The sequence below is a fragment of the Streptomyces sp. LUP30 genome, assembly GCF_001746365.1.
Classification (GTDB): domain Bacteria; phylum Actinomycetota; class Actinomycetes; order Streptomycetales; family Streptomycetaceae; genus Streptomyces.
In genome coordinates this window covers 1-16,966 of record NZ_MJAJ01000091.1, presented here as the reverse complement: position 1 = coordinate 16,966, position 16,966 = coordinate 1, and the positions used below count along the sequence as shown (strand labels likewise).

Below are 16,966 nucleotides of genomic sequence, written 5' to 3'. Positions count from 1 at the left end.
GATGTCGCGGAAGTCGTGCTCCTCGAAGAGGGACGCCTCCCACAGCGCCGACTCCACCAGCGCCTCCGGGGTCGCCCTGCCGTACTTCTGCAGCAGACGGCGGTCCAGCGAACCGGCGTTGACACCGATACGGATCGGCGTGCCGTGCTCCTTCGCCGCCTTGGCGATCTCCCGGACCTTGTCGTCGAACTGCTTGATGTTGCCCGGGTTCACCCGCACCGCCGCACAGCCCGCCTCGATCGCGGCGAACACGTACTTCGGCTGGAAGTGGATGTCCGCGATCACCGGGATCTGTGACTTGCGCGCGATCGTCGCCAGCGCGTCCGCGTCGTCCTGCGTCGGACACGCCACCCGCACGATCTGACAACCCGACGCCGTCAGCTCCGCGATCTGCTGCAGCGTCGCACCGATGTCCGACGTACGCGTCGTCGTCATCGACTGCACCGACACCGGGGCGTCTCCGCCGACCGCCACGGAGCCGACCTGGATCTGCCGGCTCTTGCGGCGCTCGGCGAGCTTGGTCGGAACGGACGGCATGCCGAGAGAAATCGCAGTCATCTGCTGTGCAACCCCAAGTCGTGGATCAAGGCCCAGGTCCCGTCTTCAGGCGGGTTCCAGGCTTCGAGATTACGGCACCGGCGGGGGCGGGAGCACTTCCGCACCCGGGAACCACTCGGGCGGGGCACCCCTCTGCCGTCAAACCCGAGTGACGCGGGACGGCCCGGCACGGGAAGAGTGCCGGGCCGTCCCGGACCGCCGGCCACGGGGGCGGCGAGGACCTGCCGCTACGAGATCTTCACCGGGTTGACCACGTCCGCGATCAGGACCAGCACGGTGAAGCAGATGAAGATGCCCGCGACCACGTACGCGACCGGCATCAGCTTCGCCACGTCGAACGGGCCCGGGTCCGGCCTGCGCAGGACCTTGGCCACGTTGCGGCGCAGCGACTCCCACAGGGCGCCCGCGATGTGTCCGCCGTCGAGCGGCAGCAACGGGAGCATGTTGAACAGGAACAGGGAGAGGTTGAAGCCGGCCACGAGCATCACGGCCAGGGCGAGCTGCTGCGAGGCCGGGATGTCCAGGGTGAAGATCTCGCCGCCGACGCGGGCCGCGCCGACCACGCCCATGGGCGAGTCGGGTTCGCGGGGCGCGCCGTCGAAGGCCGCGTTCCACAGGGCCGGGATCTTGCCGGGCAGGGCGGTGAGGGAGTCGACGGCTTCGCCCACCCGGTCCGTCATCCAGGACACGGAGTCGCCGAAGTCCTGTTTGACGACGCCGTTGGCCGCGCTGAAGCCGAGGAATCCGGCCTTGACGTACTGGCCCTGGACGTACGCCCCGCTGGAGTCCTTCTTGGCGACCATGTTGGTGGCGATCTTCGCGTGCAGGGTCAGTTCGCTGCCCTTGCGCTCGACGACGATGGCGACGTCCTTGCCGGCGCTGACCCGGATCAGGTCGGAGAGGGTGTCCCAGTCGTCCGTCCTCTCGCCGGCGAAGGAGACGATCCGGTCGCCCGGCTTCATTCCGGCGGCCGCGGCCGGGGAGGCCGGGTCGGACGGCTTGCAGGCGTCACGGTTCTGGCTCTGCGCGATGACGCACGGGGAGACCGAGCTGACGCTGGTGGTCTGCTGGGAGATGCCGAAGCCCATCAGCACGGTGAGGAACAGCCCGACCGCGAGCACCAGGTTCATGAAGGGCCCGGCGAACATCACGATGACGCGCTTCCAGGGCTTGCGCGTGTAGAACATGCGCGTCTCGTCGCCCGGCTGCAGTTCCTCGTAGGCCGCCGAGCGGGCGTCCTCGATCATGCCGCGCCAGGGCGAGGTGGAGCGGGCCGTGATCCGGCCGTCCTCGCCCGGCGGGAACATGCCGATCATGCGGATGTAGCCGCCGAGCGGAATCGCCTTGACGCCGTACTCGGTGTCGCCCTTCTTGCGTGAGAAGACCGTCGGGCCGAAGCCGACCATGTACTGCGGGACCCGGATGCCGAAGAGCTTGGCCGTGGACAGGTGCCCCAGCTCGTGCCAGGCGATCGAGAACAGCAGCCCCGCCGCGAAGACGACTATGCCGAGGATCATCATCAGGGCTGTCATGCACGCGCCTCCGCGGTAGCCGTCAGTTCTTGGGCCCGGGCCCGTGCCCAGGTCTCCGCTTCGAGGACGTCCGACACGGTCAGTGAAGTTCCCGTCACCGGAGTGCCGTGTTCGTGCACGACCCGGGTGACGGTCTCCATGATGCCGTTGAACGGCAGCGCGCCTCTGCGGAACGCCTCCACGCACTCCTCGTTTGCGGCATTGAACACCGCCGGGGCCGTGCCCGCGAGCTCGCCCACGTGCCGGGCGAGGCCGACCGAGGGGAAGGCCTCCTCGTCGAGGGGGAAGAACTCCCAGGTCGACGCGGTGCTCCAGTCGAAGGCGGGGGCGGCGTCCGGGACACGCCCGGGCCAGCCGAGGCCGAGGGCGATGGGCCCGCGCATGTCGGGGGGCGTCGCCTGCGCCAGTGTCGATCCGTCCGTGAACTCAACCATCGAGTGGACATACGACTGAGGGTGGACGACCACCTCAATGCGCGAGAAGGGAATGTCGTAGAGCAGGTGCGCCTCGATGACCTCCAGGCCCTTGTTGACGAGGGTCGCGGAGTTGATCGTGATCACCGGGCCCATGGACCAGGTGGGGTGGGCGAGGGCGTCCTCGACCGTCACGTTCGCCAGTTCCGCCTTCGTCCGGCCGCGGAAGGGACCGCCGGAGGCGGTGACGACCAGCTTGCGCACGTCGGCCCGGGTGCCGGCGGCGAGGCACTGGAAGAGGGCCGCGTGCTCGGAGTCCACGGGGATGATCTGCCCCGGCCCGGCGAGCGCCTTGACCAGCGGGCCGCCGACGATGAGCGACTCCTTGTTGGCGAGCGCGAGGGTGCGGCCCGCCTCCAGGGCGGCGAGGGTGGGCGCGAGGCCGATGGAGCCGGTGATGCCGTTCAGCACGGTGTGGCAGTCGGAGGCGGCGAGCTCGGTGGCCGCGCCGGGACCCGCGACGATCTCGGGCAGCGGCTCCGCCGTGCCGTACTGGGCGGCCAGCGCCTCACGCAGGGCGGGCACGACGTCCTCGCGGGCGACCGCGACGGTCCGCGCCCGCAGCCGGCGGGCCTGCTCGGCGAGGAGGGCGACCCGGCCGCCGTTGGCGGACAGGCCGGTCACCCGGAAGCGGTCCGGGTTGCGCAGCACGAGGTCGATGGCCTGGGTCCCGATCGAACCGGTGGAACCGAGGATCACCACGTCCTTGGGGCCGTCGCCCTCGACGGGGTCGTGGACGAGGTGCGGGTCGGCGAGGGGGGCTGGACTGTCGCTCATCCCCCCATTGTTGCCGCAACGGGAAGGCGGCAGGACAGGGCGTCCCCCTGGGGGACGCCCTGCGACCCGGCCGCCTGGGAACCGTGTTCGAAGGATCACCTGATCGGGCGGTGGACGTTCTCCCGCTCACTGGGGCCGGGGGTCGCGTCGGCGATCCACGGAGCGTCCCCGGACAGGTCGACGACGCCCTGTTCCAGCCACTCGTAGGCGCCCGCCATGACGCCCTTGACGACCTTGCGGTCCAGATCGTCGGTGTTGTGCCACAGCCGCGCGAAGAGCTCGTCGACGCGGATGCGGGACTGCCGGCAGAACACGTCGGCGAGCTGGTAGGCCTCGCGGCCGTTCTCGCCGCGCGAGCGCAGCAGTTCGGCGCGCACACAGGCCGCGCTCATCGCGAACAGCTCCGCGCCGATGTCGACGATCCGGCCGAGGAAGCCCTGTTTGGTCTCCATCCGGCCCTGCCAGCGGGACATGGCGTAGAAGGTGGAGCGGGCGAGCTTGCGCGCGTGCCGCTCGACGTGCCGCAGATGGGGCGACAGGTCGACGCCGGCGTGCTTGAACTCCCCGTACGAAGACGGCAGTTGCCCCGGACCCGCGACCAGCTTCGGCAGCCACTTGGCGTAGAAGACACCGGCGTTCGCGCCCGCCTTCGCCTTGTCCTGGAGGGACTTGTCGGGGTCGATGAGGTCGCCGGCGACCGTGAGGTGGGCGTCGACGGCCTCACGGGCGATGAGGAGGTGCATGATCTCCGTCGAGCCCTCGAAGATGCGGTTGATCCGCAGGTCGCGCAGGACCTGTTCGGCGGGAACGGCCTTCTCGCCGCGGGCCGCGAGGGACTCCGCCGTCTCGAAGCCGCGGCCGCCGCGGATCTGGACCAGTTCGTCGGCCATCCGCCAGCCCATCTCGGAGGCGAAGAGCTTGGCCAGCGCACCCTCGATGCGGATGTCGTTGCGGTCCTCGTCGGCCATCTGCGAGGACAGGTCGAGCACCGCCTCCAGGGCGAAGGTGGTCGCGGCGATGAAGGAGATCTTCGCGCCGACCGCCTCGTGGTGGGCGATCGGCTTGCCCCACTGCTCGCGGGCCGCCGACCACTCACGGGCGATCTTCAGGGACCACTTGCCGGCGGCCACGCAGGACGCCGGCAGGGAGAGCCGGCCGGTGTTGAGCGTGGTCAGGGCGATCTTCAGACCGGCGCCCTCGGGGCCGACGCGGTTCGCGGCCGGGACCCGGACCTGGTGGAAGCGGGTGACGCCGTTCTCGATGCCGCGCAGGCCCATGAAGGCGTTGCGGTTCTCGACGGTGATGCCGGGTGAGTCCGACTCCACGACGAAGGCGGTGATGCCGCCCTTGTGGCCCTCGCTCTTCGGGACCCGTGCCATCACCACCAGCAGGTCGGCGACGACGCCGTTGGTCGTCCACAGCTTCACGCCGTCGAGGACGTAGTCGTCGCCGTCGGGCACCGCGCTCGTCGCCAGGCGAGCCGGGTCGGAGCCGACGTCCGGTTCGGTGAGCAGGAAGGCGCTGATGTCGGTGGTGGCGCAGCGGGGCAGGAACTTCTGCTTCTGCTCGGGGGTGCCGAACATCTTCAGCGGCTGCGGCACGCCGATCGACTGGTGCGCCGACAGCAGCACCCCGATGGCGGGACTGGCGGAGCCCACCAGGGCCAGCGCCTTGTTGTAGTACACCTGGGTGAGGCCCAGGCCTCCGTACTTGGGGTCGATCTTCATGCCGAGGGCGCCGAGCTCCTTGAGCCCGCGCACGACCTCGTCGGGGATGCGGGCCTCGCGTTCGATGCGGGCCGCGTCCACCTGCGTCTCGCAGAAGTCGCGGAGCTTGGCGAGGAACGCCTCGCCCCGCCGGACGGCCTCGTCGGAGGGGACCGGATGCGGGTGGACGAGGTCGAGGCGGAAACGCCCCAGGAACAGTTCCTTGGCGAAGCTGGGCTTGCGCCAGTCCTGCTCCCGCGCGGCCTCGGCGACCTGTCGGGCCTCACGCTCGGTGACGGTGGGTTTCTTGAGGGGTGGTGCGGACATGAGGCTCACCTCGCCGCGAATCGGGATCTCGGACCACATTGGTTACCGATGGGTGCTACCCGATCGTTGGTACCCGATCCGGGCCGCGGTGGCCACCCCACGCGCGGGTCCTCGAGCCGGGAGCGGACCCGCCGGCCGGGCCCGGGAGGGGCTGCGTCCCGGTGTCCCACGGCGCCCGGGCGGAGGCTTCCCGGGGCCGCGCGGCCTGCGCCGAACGGGTGTGGGCGACTCCCGGGGCCGCTTCCCGTACTCTTCTCCACCAATCCGCCACAACTCGCTGTCGAAGCGCTTCGACAACCTATGGACACCCACTCGCGCTAGAGCTACTGTCGAACCACCCTCACCCGCCCCTATTCGCAACGCGCACTGTCGAAGCGCTTCACAAAACTTGGAGAGCTGGATGGTCACCCTCGCCGAGGTCGCCCAGCACGCCGGAGTCTCGGCGAGCACGGTGAGCTATGTCCTCAGTGGCAAGCGGTCCATCTCCACGACCACCCGGCAGCGCGTCGAGCAGAGCATCCGGGAGCTCGGGTACCACCCGAACGCGGGCGCGCGCGCCCTGGCCAGCAGCAGGTCGAACATCATCGCGCTGATGATCCCGCTGCGCACCGACATCTACGTGCCGGTGATGATGGAGATCGCCATCGCGGTGGCCACCACGGCACGGACGCACGGGTACGACGTCCTGCTGCTCACCGGCGAGGAGGGTTCGGACGCGGTCCGCCGTGTCACCGGCAGCGGCCTCGCCGACGCGATGATCCTGATGGACGTCGAACTCGACGACGAGCGACTGCCGTTGCTGCGCTCCACCGACCAGCCCTCCGTCCTGATCGGCCTGCCGGCCGACACCTCGGGACTGACCTGCGTCGATCTGGATTTCGGGGCGACCGGCGCGCTGTGCGTGGAGCATCTGGCCACGCTCGGGCACCGCGACATCGCCGTCATCGGCGAGGCCCCGGCGGTCTACGAACGGCACACCGGCTTCGCCGAGCGCACGCTCGACGGACTGCGCCGCCGGGCGAGGGAGCTGGGTCTGCGGCTGCTGCACCGGCCGTGCGAGGGCGGATACGACGCGATGGCCGTGACTCTGGCCCGGATCCTCGACGAACGTCCGGGCACCACCGGCTTCGTCGTGCAGAACGAGTCGGCGGTGGAGCCGCTGCTCGCACTGCTGCGCCAGCAGGGCCGGGCCGTGCCCGAGGACGTCTCCGTGGTGGCGATCTGCCCCGACCAGGTCGCCGTCCAGGCCTCGGTGCGGCTGACCTCCGTCGCCATCCCCGCGCAGGAGATGGGCCGGCACGCGGTGGAACGCCTGGTCGCCAAGCTGGAGGGGCACGGCGGGGACGAGGTCGTCCTGATCGCGCCCGAACTGACGGTCCGGGCGAGCACCGGACCGGTCCCCGCCTCCTCCTGAGCCACCCCCGCTTTTTGCTGTCGTGCCCTCGCCGGGGCACCGCCATGTCTGCACTCCTTCAAGGAGCACTCCACATGAACCAGCCTGCCGAAAGCCAGCCTCAGGTCAGCCTCGCGCAGTCCTCCCCCACCGTCGGCACCTTCCGTGAGCAAGGCGGCGGGCTGGAGTGGAGCGGCCGCCAGGAGACCCTGCGCGTCGAACCCTGGGGTCCGGACGCCGTCCGGGTGCGCGCCCGGCTCGGCGGGCCGATCCTGCGGGGGCTGCCGGGCGCGCTGCTCGACGAGCCGCCGGCCACCGAGAGCACGGTCAAGATCGGCGACGACGAGGGGCAGCTGACGGTCGGCGCGCTCACCGTGGAGGTGAACGCCGAGGGCCTGGTCCGCTTTCTGCGCACGGACGACCGCACGGAGATCCTGGCCGAGGAGCGCGCCCACTTCTGGTGGCCGGGCTCGCGGCTGTACACGGCGGTCGGTCACGGCCATCACCGGCTGGAGCAGCGGTTCGCCGCGTACGACGACGAGCAGCTGTACGGGCTGGGCCAGCACCAGCACGGGCGGCTCGACCAGAAGGGCCTGGTCCTCGACCTGGTCCAGCGCAACGCCGAGGTCGGCATCCCGGTGCTCACCTCCAGCCGCGGCTACACGCTGCTGTGGAACAACCCGGCGATCGGCCGGGTCGAACTGGCCGGCAACGGCACCCGCTGGGTCGCGGACTCGGCCCGTCAGATCGACTACTGGATCACGGCCGGCGCCCCGGCCGACGCCCAGCGCCGCTACAGCGCGGTCACCGGCCGCACCCCGATGCTGCCGGAGTGGGCGGCCGGCTTCTGGCAGTGCAAGCTGCGCTATCGCACCCAGGACGAACTCCTCGAAGTGGCGCGGGAGTACAAGCGCCGGGGCCTGCCGCTGGACGCGATCGTCTGCGACTTCTTCCACTGGACGCACCTCGGCGAGTGGAAGTTCGACCCGAGGGAGTGGCCCGACCCGGCGGCGATGGTCCGTGAACTCGACGAGCTGGGCGTGAAGCTGGTGGTGTCGGTGTGGCCGTCGGTGTCCCCGCTGTCGGAGAACCATCCGGTGATGGAGCAGCGCGGCTACTTCATCGGCACCGAGTACGGCCCGATGGCCCACGCCGACTGGCCGGACAAGGGCGTCGCCTCGACCGTCCAGGTGGCGTTCTACGACGCGACGAACCCCGAGGCCCGGGAGTTCCTGTGGTCGAAGATCCGCGACAACTACCTGACCCCGTACGGGATCACGGCGTTCTGGCTGGACGCCTGCGAGCCCGAGCTGAAGCCCGGATTCCAGGAGAACCTGCGGTACTGGGCGGGTCCGGGGCTGGAGGTCGGCAACATCTACCCGGCCGACAACGCCCGCACCTTCTACGAGGGTCTGCGCGCGGCCGGCGAGGAGGAGATCATCAGCCTCAACCGTTCGGCCTGGGCAGGCAGCCAGCGTTACGGCGCCGCCCTGTGGTCCGGTGACATCGGCACCGACTTCCCCACCCTGCGCCGTCAGATCGCGGCCGGCCTGAACACCGCGCTGTCGGGCATCCCGTGGTGGAACACCGACATCGGCGGCTTCCACGGCGGCGACCCGGACGACCCGCGGTACCGGGAGGTGATGGTCCGCTGGTTCCAGTTCGGCGCGCTGTCCCCGCTGATGCGGCTGCACGGCTTCCGCGACCCCGGCATGGCGCTGGGCCCGGACATGACGGGCGGCCCGAACGAGGTGTGGTCCTACGGCGAGGAGGCCGGCGCGGTCCTGGAGAAGTACCTGCGGCTGCGGGAGCGGCTCAAGCCGTACGTCCTGCGGGTGATGCGGGAGGCGCACGAGGAGGGCCTGCCGCCCATGCGGCCGCTGTTCCTCGAGTTCCCCGACGACCGGGCGGCCTGGTCGGTGGACGACTCCTACCTCTTCGGCCGGGACCTGCTCGTCGCCCCGGTGCTGACGGCGGGCGCCACGGCCCGCACCGCGTACCTGCCTGCGGGGGCGCGCTGGACCGACGCGTGGACGGGCGAGACGTACGAGGGCGGTGCGGCCGTGACGGTCGACGCCCCGCTGGACCGGCTCCCGCTGTTCCTGCGGGACGGTGCGCGGCTGCCTGTGGCGGAGTAGCCGTCGCCGACGCGGCCGGTCCCGACGGGGGGCCGGCCGCGTCGTCGTGCGGGTCAGCGGCAGACGGACGCCAGGGAGCGGACGAGCGCGCGGGTATGCAGGGCGTCGAGGCGGTTCTCGTGGTGGACCCGGAGGGCGGCCAGGGCGAGCTCGGGGCGGCAGACCGGGCCGCCGCGGTCGGTGGCCGTGGCGGCGAGGGCCTCGACGAGCGCGCCGGTGACGCGGTTGATCTCCTGCCGTACGACGGCCAGGTCGGGGCGGGTGACAGGCGCCTGGTCGGGGTGGTCCGTCCAGCGCCGGAAGAGGCCGCGCTGCACGATCTTGTTGGCCTCGATCTGGTCGCGGAAGATCGTCCGGATCTCGTCCGGGTCGGCCCCCAGCTCCGTGGCCCGGGCGGCCACGGCGTCGAGGACCTGCTGCTCGCGGGCGGGGTCGTCGACGGGGCTGTTCGTGCCCCACTTCGCGGCGGCGACCAGGTCGGCGGTGGCGAGGCGCTCCGCGGACAGCTCGACGACCGGGTGCAGGGCGAGGACGGGGCGGGAGGCGAGGGGGGCGGACACGGTGGCGGTGGGGGCGCCGGCGGCCGGGACCGCGACCGCGGCTCCCGTGGTGGCGAGAGCGACGGCCGCGGTCGCGGTCGCGGTGGTCAGCAGGCGGCGCAGGGGGGTGGTCGTTCGCATGCTGTCATCCAACCCGACGCCGCCCCATGGTCAGGTCAACTGCTGCTGACGGTCAGGTTGTTGGTGGTGAAATTCAGGCCACCGGAGGACGAGGTGATCTCGTAGCCGAACTGGAGGTCGCCGATGGTCTCGTTGCCGAACCAGCCCTTGGTGTCCTTGATCCACTTGAGGATCGGCAGGATGTTCACCGTGCCGGAGGTCGAGTTGGAGGTGCGGATGAAGGAGAACACCGCGTTGGCCCCGTTGCTGCCCTTGTAGACGGTCCAGGAGTGACCGCCGAGCGTGACGTTGCCCTGCGAGGACCCGAGCGGGCCGACGGCTCCGGTCTTGTTGACCCAGAGCATGATCTCGTAGCGGTGTGCGGTGTCCCAGATGTCGTACGACGTGTTGTACGCGCCGGACGACGGGACGGTGACGTTGTAGTTGCTGGAGAGCGAGCCCAGCGAGGTGATCGACTTGTTGATCACCTTCTTGGAGTCGGGGTACGACTTGATGCCGCCGGTGTTGGGGTGGTTCGCCCAGACGCCCCAGTTGGTGCCGGAGTTGGCCCAGATGCACTGGCTGCCGGCGCCGGAGCCCCAGATGTTGTTGTAGAGCGTGTAGCCGTTGAGGCTGGTGTTGCCCCACTGGTCGCAGGAGTTCCAGACGGCGGCCGAGGCGGGGGCGGAGGCGAGGCCGACGGTGGCGCCGAGCGCGAGGGCCGGGGCCAGTGTCGCCATGATGATCCTGCGGAGCGTACGAGTTGCCATGGTGTCCCTTCCATGGGTGGGGGGAGAGCGGGATTCCGTGGGGGCTACCACGTCCCCGGGGTGAGGACGCGGTCTTCTCCGGCGACCAGGTCGAGCGACCGGGTCCCGCCGGAGGAAGTCCGGACTTCTATGCGGTGGCTGCGGTGCGGCCTGAGGACGGCCCGGGTGCCGCTCGGGCCCCAGGACAGGTCCAGCTCCGCGCCGAACCGGGTGCGCACGCCTCGCAGTTCGCCCTCGCGCAGGGCGGGGACCGGGGCGGGCAGCAGGACCAGCCGGTGGGGGGTCGACTGGACGAGCGACTCGATGAGCACCGCGGGCAGGGTGTGCGCGGCGTCGGCGTTGTAGACGTCGCGGCGCGGATAGTGGGAGCTCATCAGGGAGGCGTGGAAGAAGTCGCCGCCCAGCACGGAGTCGAGCGCGCGGGCGACCCGGCGTCCGTCGCGCAGACGCGCCGCGATCAGGGCGTGGTGGAGGTGGCCGTGCGCGGAGTCGTTCTCGGCGCCGCGCAGTTCCAGCGCGCGGAGCGCGGCGGCGGCCAGGTCGGGGGTGTCGTAGGGGGTGATCTCGTCGAGCGGCCAGACGCCGTAGAGGTGGCTGAGGTGACGGTGGTCGTAGCTGTCGTCGAGGCCGGGCCTGGCCCATTCGGCGAGGGCGCCGTCGGCGTTGACGCGGTGTGGCGGGAGCCGGTCGGCGAGGGCGCGCCAGCGGGCGGCCCGCTCGGGGGTGTGCGGGTGGTAGGCGGCGGCGGTCAGCAGCGCGTGCCGGGCCGCGGAGAGGTCCATGGCCGCGTTGAGGGCGCCCCAGCTCGCGCCCGCCGGGCGGTTCTCGGGCGAGTAGGAGGGGACGACGACGAGCCGGCCGTCCGGGTGGTAGGGGTCGGTGCGGGTGAGGAAGTCCTCGTAGAAGAGCGCGGTCTCGGCGAGGGCTGCGGCGGTGCGCGGATCGCGCTCGCCGCGGCTCTCGTCGTGGTCGACGAGCGGCTTGAGCAGCCAGTCCGCACCGGCCGTCCACAGGTGCAGCGGGTACTCGCGGCTGAAGTGGTAGGCCAGCCCGGACTCGCCGTCGCTGTGCGCGGGCGCGACCGCGCCCCGGGCGCCGAACACCGCGCGGGCGTTCTCACGCCAGTCGTCGAGCTGGCGGTGGATCAGGCCGGCCAGGGCGTCGGTGACCTCGGGGAGGGCGGCTGCCGCGGCGGAGGAGGTCTGGAGGTTGAGGTTGGCGTCGTTGGTGAACGCCCCGGACCAGGCCGTGTCCCAGTCGCCGGTCCACAGGCCGGTCAGCCGGGGCGGGTGGAGCCCTGAGGAGGACAGCAGGTGGTAGCGGCCGGCGGCGAAGAGGCGCTCCAGCAGAGCGGGGCTCCGGGGGCGTTCCAGCAGCTCGCTGCCGGGCAGGAGGCGCTCGCCCGGGTCGGCGTGCAGGTCGAGGACGACCCGTTCGTAGGCGGTGCGGTGCAGCGGGAGATGCCGGGCGAGCAGCTCGTCGTAGGAGTGCGGCAGATCGGCCAGGGCGCGCCGTTCCCGGGCGACGTCCGGTTCGCCGTCGTGCCGGCGCACGCGGGTGAGCAGCAGCACGGACGCGGCGCCGGTGATCCGCACGCCGGGGAGCAGGAGCGACGTGCGGCCGCCGGTGACGACGAGCGTGACGCCCGTGTAGCCGCGGTCGCTGTCCGGGTAGCGGGCGCGCAGGGTGAGCAGGGCGCCGTCCGGGGTGAGGACGGTCCCCTGGCCCACGGCGAGGTCGGCGGGCGCGCCGGGCAGCCGGTGGTCCAGACGGACGTCCAGGTCGAGGCCGGTGACCTCCTGGACGATGACGTCGTCGGCGCGCGAGACGAAGAGCCGTCCGGCGCCGCCGGCGCAGCTCGCCGTGGTCTCGCCGGTGGCGAAGTCGACGGAGCGCAGGTGGTCCGCGTCACCGCGCGGCTCGTCGGACGGCGCGGCGCTCAGCCGCAGCTGGAAGGCGGGGTGGAAGGGCTGGACCCACTGCAGGGGCCGGTGGTCGGTGAAGGCCTCGGCTGCGGCCAGGTCGCCGGCGAGCAGCCTGTCCTGCAGCGCGGCCAGTTCGGCGGCCAGCTCGGGCGGCCGGGCGTGTTCGGCGCCGTTGGGGCGGACCAGCGTGTGGTGGGTGACGACGACGCGCTCGTCGTGGGGGTCGCCGAACACGAGGGCGCCGTGCCGGCCGTTGCCGCTGAGGAAGGCGTCCTCCCAGCGCTGGGCGGGCCGGTGCTCGTGCGTGCCGTGCACGGGGCCGTCGACGCCCAGGGGCCGGGGGTCCGGGTGGTCGGGGTGGGGACGGGCGGGGCGCGGGCGCGAGGAGGCGTCGGTCATGAGCGCAGCACCGCCGCCCCGTAACGGCCCAGCGTGATCGCGTCGGTGACGGTGGTCCCGCTGAGCAGGTCGTGGTGGACGCCGGGCAGCTCCACGGTGACCGGCTCGCGGCCGTGGTGGAGCAGGAACAGCAGGTCGCCCCGGCGCACGGCCTCCACGCCCGGTGGGCGGCCTTCGAGGACGGGCCGCACGCCCGCTTCGGCGGCGACGCGCGCGAGCAGGTCGCGCAGGGCGTCGGGCTCGGGGAGGGTGGAGACGTACCAGGCGCGGTCCCTGTGCAGGACGGCGGGCAGCCGGTCGAGCTCGCCGCCCTTGTAGGCGCTCTCCACCGCGTCCTCGTCGGCTTCGATCTCCTCCGACCACAGGGTCGCGTCGAACCCGTCGGTCGCGACGCTCTCGCCGGGCTCCAGCGGCCACCACTCGTGCAGGGTGCGGATGCCGAACAGCTCGCGCAGCCGGGCGTCCATGCCGCCGGGGCGGACCCGGTCGTCCTCGTCGGCCACGCCGGTCAGGAATCCGGCCACCACGGCGCCGCCGCCGCGGACGTGGGCGAGGAGGTTGTCGATCGCCGCGTCCGTCATCGCGTAGAGCTGCGGGACGACGATCAGCCGGTAGCGGGTGAGGTCGTGTTCGGGGTGGGCGAAGTCGGTGGCGAGGCCGGCCTCCCACAGGGCGCCGTGCCAGGCGTGCAGAACGTCCACGTGGTCGACGTGCACGGAGGGGCGGCCGTCCTGGGCGCCGGCCCACCAGGCGTGCCAGTCGTGCAGGACGGCGACGTCCGCCTCGATGTGACTGCCCGTCACCTCGGCTCCGATGCGCGCCAGTTCACCGCCGAGCTGCTTGACCTCCTGGAAGGTGCGGCCCCGCTCCCCGGCGTGGCTGACCATCCCGGAGTGGAACTTCTCGGCGCCCTGCCGGGACTGCCGCCACTGGAAGTAGCAGACGGCGTCCGCGCCGCGGGCCACGGCCTGCAGGGACCAGAGGCGGTTGAGGCCGCGCGGCTTGGGGTGGTTCGCGCCGCGCCAGTTGACGGGCCCCGCGGCCTGTTCCATCAGCATCCAGGGGCCGCGGGCCTGGGACCGGGTCAGGTCCTGGACCAGCGCGGCGTGCCGGCCGCCCAGCGGGTCGCGGGGGTCCGGGTAGAGGTCGACGGAGACGACGTCCTCCTCCTCGGCCCAGCGCCAGGCGTCCTGGCCGACGAACAGCGGCATGAAGTTGGTGGTGACGGGGATGTGCGGGGTGTGCCGGGCGACGATGTCCCGCTCGGCGAGGTAGCACTCCAGGAGCATGTCGGAGGTGAAGCGCCGGAAGTCCAGCACCTGGGTGGGGTTCTTCAGGTAGTGGGTGCGGCGGGCGGGCAGGACGCCGTCCCAGCTGTCGTAGCCCTGGCTCCAGAAGGCCGTGCCCCAGGCGGTGTTGAGGGCGTCGAGCGTGCCGTACCTGTCGCGCAGCCAGCGGCGGAAGGCGGCGGCCGCCTCGTCTCCGTGGTCGGCGGTGCAGTACTCGTTGTTGATGTGCCACATCGTGAGGGCCGGATGACCGGCGTAGCGGGCGGCCAGGTCCTCGGTGATGGCCGCGGCGTGACGCCGGTAGGTGGCGCTGGAGTGCGAGAAGTGCTGGCGGCCGCCCCACCACTCGACGTTTCCGTTCTCGTCGCGGGGCAGGGTGTCCGGGTGGAGCCGGCCGAGCCAGGGGGGCGGCGCGGAGGTCGGGGTGGCGAGCACGACCCCGATGCCGCTTGCGTGCATCAGGTCCATCAGCGTGTCGAGCCAGCCGAAGTCCCGTGCACCGGGCTCCGGTTCGAGCCGGGCCCAGGAGAAGACGCCGAGGGTGACGGAGTTGACGCCGGCCTCCCGCATGAGCCGGACGTCCTCGTGCCAGGTCTCCTCGGGCCACTGCTCGGGGTTGTAGTCGCCGCCGAAGAGGATGCGGCCGCGGGTGGCGTCGGCGAGACCGGGGCGGTCGGCGGCGGTCATCGGGCGGGCTCCCCGTACTGGATGCCGCGGCCGTTGGTGGCGATGTAGACCCGGCCGTGGACGCGCGGGTCGGCGGCCAGGGTCGCGCCGATCCAGCCCCACTGGTGCCGGTCGTCGTTGATGCGTGTCCAGGTCCGCGCGCCGTCGTCGGAGCGGTACACGGCGGTGATCGCCTCCGTGGCTCCGACCAGGTAGACCGCCGGGTGGTGGGCGCCCTCGGCGGCCCGGCCGAAGGCTACGGCGTACGCGGCGCGGCAGCTGGCGACCTTCGTGAAACTCACGCCGCCGTCGGTGGACCGGTGCAGGCCGTTCTCCTTGGTGCTCAGCCACAGGTCGCCGGAGCGCCCGGGGACCGCGGCCAGCTGGAACTGGCTGTCGCCGAAGGGCAGTCCGGTCGCCCGGCCGGTGAAGGTGAGCCCGCCGTCCGTGCTGGCGAACAGGGTTCCGGTGTCGGTGTCGTAGGCGTAGAGGCGCTTCGGGTCGACCGGATCGGCGAGCGGGGTGGCGCCCTTGGGGAAGGTGGGGACCTCGGACCAGGTCGCCCCGTCGTCGGTGGAGCGCTGGGCGGGGTACCCGGTGCCGTCCCCGTGCACGAGGGTCCACAGCAGCACGCCGCCGTCGGCGGTGACGGCGATCGGTCCGGGTGCGTCCTTGGCGAGGGCGGGCTGGGTGGCGAAGGGGGTCCAGGTCCTGCCGCCGTCGTGCGACCGGGCGCCGTTGCCGTGGTCGCCGAACCCGGTGCGCACGACGTACGACGGCTCGGCCGCGGCCTGGGCCAGTCCGGTCGCCGTCCCGAACACGGGGTTCGCCGCCATGCCCCGCGACGGCGAGGCCGTGAGCCGCTCGTGGTACATCACGCCGATGTCCCCGAGGCCGCTGATCAGGTGGGCCTGCCCGGCCGGGGGCGAGATCAGCTGCCGTACGGAGGTCTCCTCCAGACCGCGGATCTGCGGGGCCCAGTGCTTCAGGTCCCGGGTGCCGTACAGCGTGGCGCCGGTGCCGTAGACGATGTGGTGCGCGTCGTGGGGGTCGACGGCGACGGCCTGGATCCACCAGCCGAACTTGGGCTCGCCGGCGCCGAAGGTGAGGAACGGCGTCTCGGACACGTCGAGGACCGCCGAGTCCTTGAGGGAGGTCCAGGTGCGTCCGCCGTTCGTGGTGCGGTACAGGGTGTCGACGGCCGCCCAGCGGTTGTTGGTGGACACGACGACCACGCCGGGGCGGCGGGCGTCCACGGCGACACCGCCGTAGCCGAAGGTGTCCACGCCCCCCTCGGCCGTCGTCCCGCCCGGCTTCACCGGGGTGACGTCCGTCCATCTGCCGCTCGCCGTGGCCAGCTTGTGCACGCTGCCGGTGGACTGGCCGTTGGGGCCGGGGGCGTCGGCGTACGTCACGTACAGCTCGTGGGCGTGGCCGTCGTGGGCGGCGCGGATCGGCACCTTCGCCGAGGCGCCGGAGGGCTGTCCGGGGACGGCGTGCCAGGTGCTGCCGTCGGTCGTGCGGTACAGGTGGGGCGAGGTCCCGTCGGAGTCGCCCCAGCCCGCGTACAGCGCGCGCCCGGCGGCGACGAGCAGCGTGACGCCCTGTCCGTCGGCGACGGGGGCCGGCGGGAATCCGCCGGCGGCCTCCCAGGTGGCGCCGCGGTCGGTCGACTTGAGCAGTCCGTCGTGCCGCGTGCCCAGCCACAGGGTGTCGCTGTCGCGCGGATCGACCAGCAGCCGCTCGCCGGCGCCCCGGCCGTCCTCGTTGCCGCCCAGGTGCACGGTGAGGTCGGTGCGGGACCAGGTGGCGCCGCGGTCCTCGGAGCGCAGGATCGCGCCGTTGCCGGCCCAGGACCGGGCGTAGGCGCCGAGCGCGAGGTAGAGGCGGTTCGGGTGGGCGGGATCGACGGCGAGGGCCTCGACGCCGAGCAGGTTCCAGTCGTCCCAGCCGAGGTGGTCGGTCAGGGGCGTCCAGCGGGCGGTTCCGTCGTCCCAGCGGTAGGCGCCGCCGATGTCGGTGCGGGCGTAGGCGAGACCGCGGACGGCGGGGTGGAAGAGGACGCCGGTGACGAACCCGCCGCCGCCGATGGCGACATCGCGCCAGCGGTAGGCCGGGGCGGGCTTCGCGCCGGTCTCCGCGGCGTGGGCGTTGCCCTGCAGGGCGGGCAGGGCGGTGAGCGCGGCGGCGGCTGCGGTGCCGGCGAGGACGGTACGGCGGGATGCCTGCATGGGGGTACCTCGGGGGGAGTGAGTCGGGGAGGCGGGGTGCTGGGGGCGGGGGCGGGCGGCTCGCCCGCGTCGGCGGGGGTCTCCACCGGGCACGGCTGCCCGCCGCCGTGCGGAGGGGGGCCG

Annotated in this window: 11 protein-coding genes; 2 read left to right on the top strand and 9 right to left on the bottom strand. The window is 72.4% G+C overall.

Features of this window, described 5'->3' with window-relative positions; translation table 11 throughout:
- The 4 genes from BG482_RS39000 to BG482_RS38985 form a co-directional block, all read right to left on the bottom strand.
- The coding region (locus tag BG482_RS39000; RefSeq protein ID WP_176741577.1) for a flavodoxin-dependent (E)-4-hydroxy-3-methylbut-2-enyl-diphosphate synthase at positions 1-558 on the bottom strand (558 nt) is incomplete at its 3' end.
- Between the two features lie 227 nt (positions 559-785).
- Complete coding sequence (locus BG482_RS38995; RefSeq protein WP_069773958.1) at positions 786-2,090, bottom strand: RIP metalloprotease; 1,305 nt, start codon at positions 2,088-2,090, stop codon at positions 786-788.
- The gene (dxr, locus tag BG482_RS38990) at positions 2,087-3,340 is read right to left on the bottom strand and encodes a 1-deoxy-D-xylulose-5-phosphate reductoisomerase (protein ID WP_069773957.1); all 1,254 of its coding nucleotides are present in this window, start codon (positions 3,338-3,340) and stop codon (positions 2,087-2,089) included. Before dxr ends, BG482_RS38995 begins: the two co-directional genes overlap by 4 nt.
- A 95-nt stretch (positions 3,341-3,435) precedes the next feature.
- Positions 3,436-5,373, bottom strand: coding sequence for an acyl-CoA dehydrogenase family protein (locus BG482_RS38985; RefSeq protein ID WP_069773960.1), 1,938 nt, complete (start codon positions 5,371-5,373; stop codon positions 3,436-3,438).
- Positions 5,374-5,773: 400 nt separating this feature from the next.
- Between BG482_RS38985 and BG482_RS38980 the strand changes: the two genes are divergently transcribed.
- A complete protein-coding gene (locus tag BG482_RS38980) occupies positions 5,774-6,787 on the top strand; it encodes a LacI family DNA-binding transcriptional regulator (protein WP_069773956.1) in 1,014 nt (337 codons plus the stop codon).
- 74 nt (positions 6,788-6,861) lie between these two features.
- Positions 6,862-8,904, top strand: a complete 2,043-nt coding sequence (locus BG482_RS38975) for a TIM-barrel domain-containing protein (protein WP_069773955.1) — start codon at positions 6,862-6,864, stop codon at positions 8,902-8,904.
- Between the two features lie 53 nt (positions 8,905-8,957).
- On the opposite strand, the gene BG482_RS38970 is transcribed toward BG482_RS38975, so the two are convergent.
- Genes BG482_RS38970 through BG482_RS38950 form a run of 5 tightly spaced genes read right to left on the bottom strand, consistent with a single transcriptional unit; the run spans position 8,958 to position 16,843 of the window.
- A complete protein-coding gene (locus BG482_RS38970) occupies positions 8,958-9,584 on the bottom strand; it encodes a chorismate mutase (RefSeq protein WP_069773954.1) in 627 nt (208 codons plus the stop codon).
- Between the two features lie 35 nt (positions 9,585-9,619).
- On the bottom strand, positions 9,620-10,333 hold the full coding sequence (locus tag BG482_RS38965; protein WP_069773953.1) for a hypothetical protein: 714 nt from the start codon (positions 10,331-10,333) through the stop codon (positions 9,620-9,622).
- Between the two features lie 44 nt (positions 10,334-10,377).
- On the bottom strand, positions 10,378-12,657 hold the full coding sequence (locus BG482_RS38960; protein WP_079142684.1) for a glycoside hydrolase N-terminal domain-containing protein: 2,280 nt from the start codon (positions 12,655-12,657) through the stop codon (positions 10,378-10,380).
- A complete protein-coding gene (locus BG482_RS38955) occupies positions 12,654-14,633 on the bottom strand; it encodes a beta-galactosidase (RefSeq protein WP_069773952.1) in 1,980 nt (659 codons plus the stop codon). The genes BG482_RS38960 and BG482_RS38955 overlap by 4 nt, the downstream gene beginning before the upstream one ends.
- Positions 14,630-16,843: a sialidase family protein gene (locus tag BG482_RS38950; protein ID WP_069773951.1), complete on the bottom strand. Its 2,214-nt coding sequence runs from the start codon at positions 16,841-16,843 to the stop codon at positions 14,630-14,632. The genes BG482_RS38955 and BG482_RS38950 overlap by 4 nt, the downstream gene beginning before the upstream one ends.
- Between the last annotated feature and the right edge of the window lie 123 nt (positions 16,844-16,966).

Coding starts and splice junctions, on each gene's coding strand:
- BG482_RS38975 (WP_069773955.1), top strand. CDS start 6,862: ATGAACCAGCCTGCCGAAAGCCAGCCTCAGGTCAGCCTCGCGCAGTCC.
- BG482_RS38980 (WP_069773956.1), top strand. CDS start 5,774: ATGGTCACCCTCGCCGAGGTCGCCCAGCACGCCGGAGTCTCGGCGAGC.
- BG482_RS38955 (WP_069773952.1), bottom strand. CDS start 14,633: ATGACCGCCGCCGACCGCCCCGGTCTCGCCGACGCCACCCGCGGCCGC.
- dxr (WP_069773957.1), bottom strand. CDS start 3,340: ATGAGCGACAGTCCAGCCCCCCTCGCCGACCCGCACCTCGTCCACGAC.
- BG482_RS38960 (WP_079142684.1), bottom strand. CDS start 12,657: ATGACCGACGCCTCCTCGCGCCCGCGCCCCGCCCGTCCCCACCCCGAC.
- BG482_RS38950 (WP_069773951.1), bottom strand. CDS start 16,843: ATGCAGGCATCCCGCCGTACCGTCCTCGCCGGCACCGCAGCCGCCGCC.
- BG482_RS38995 (WP_069773958.1), bottom strand. CDS start 2,090: ATGACAGCCCTGATGATGATCCTCGGCATAGTCGTCTTCGCGGCGGGG.
- BG482_RS38985 (WP_069773960.1), bottom strand. CDS start 5,373: ATGTCCGCACCACCCCTCAAGAAACCCACCGTCACCGAGCGTGAGGCC.
- BG482_RS38970 (WP_069773954.1), bottom strand. CDS start 9,584: ATGCGAACGACCACCCCCCTGCGCCGCCTGCTGACCACCGCGACCGCG.
- BG482_RS38965 (WP_069773953.1), bottom strand. CDS start 10,333: ATGGCAACTCGTACGCTCCGCAGGATCATCATGGCGACACTGGCCCCG.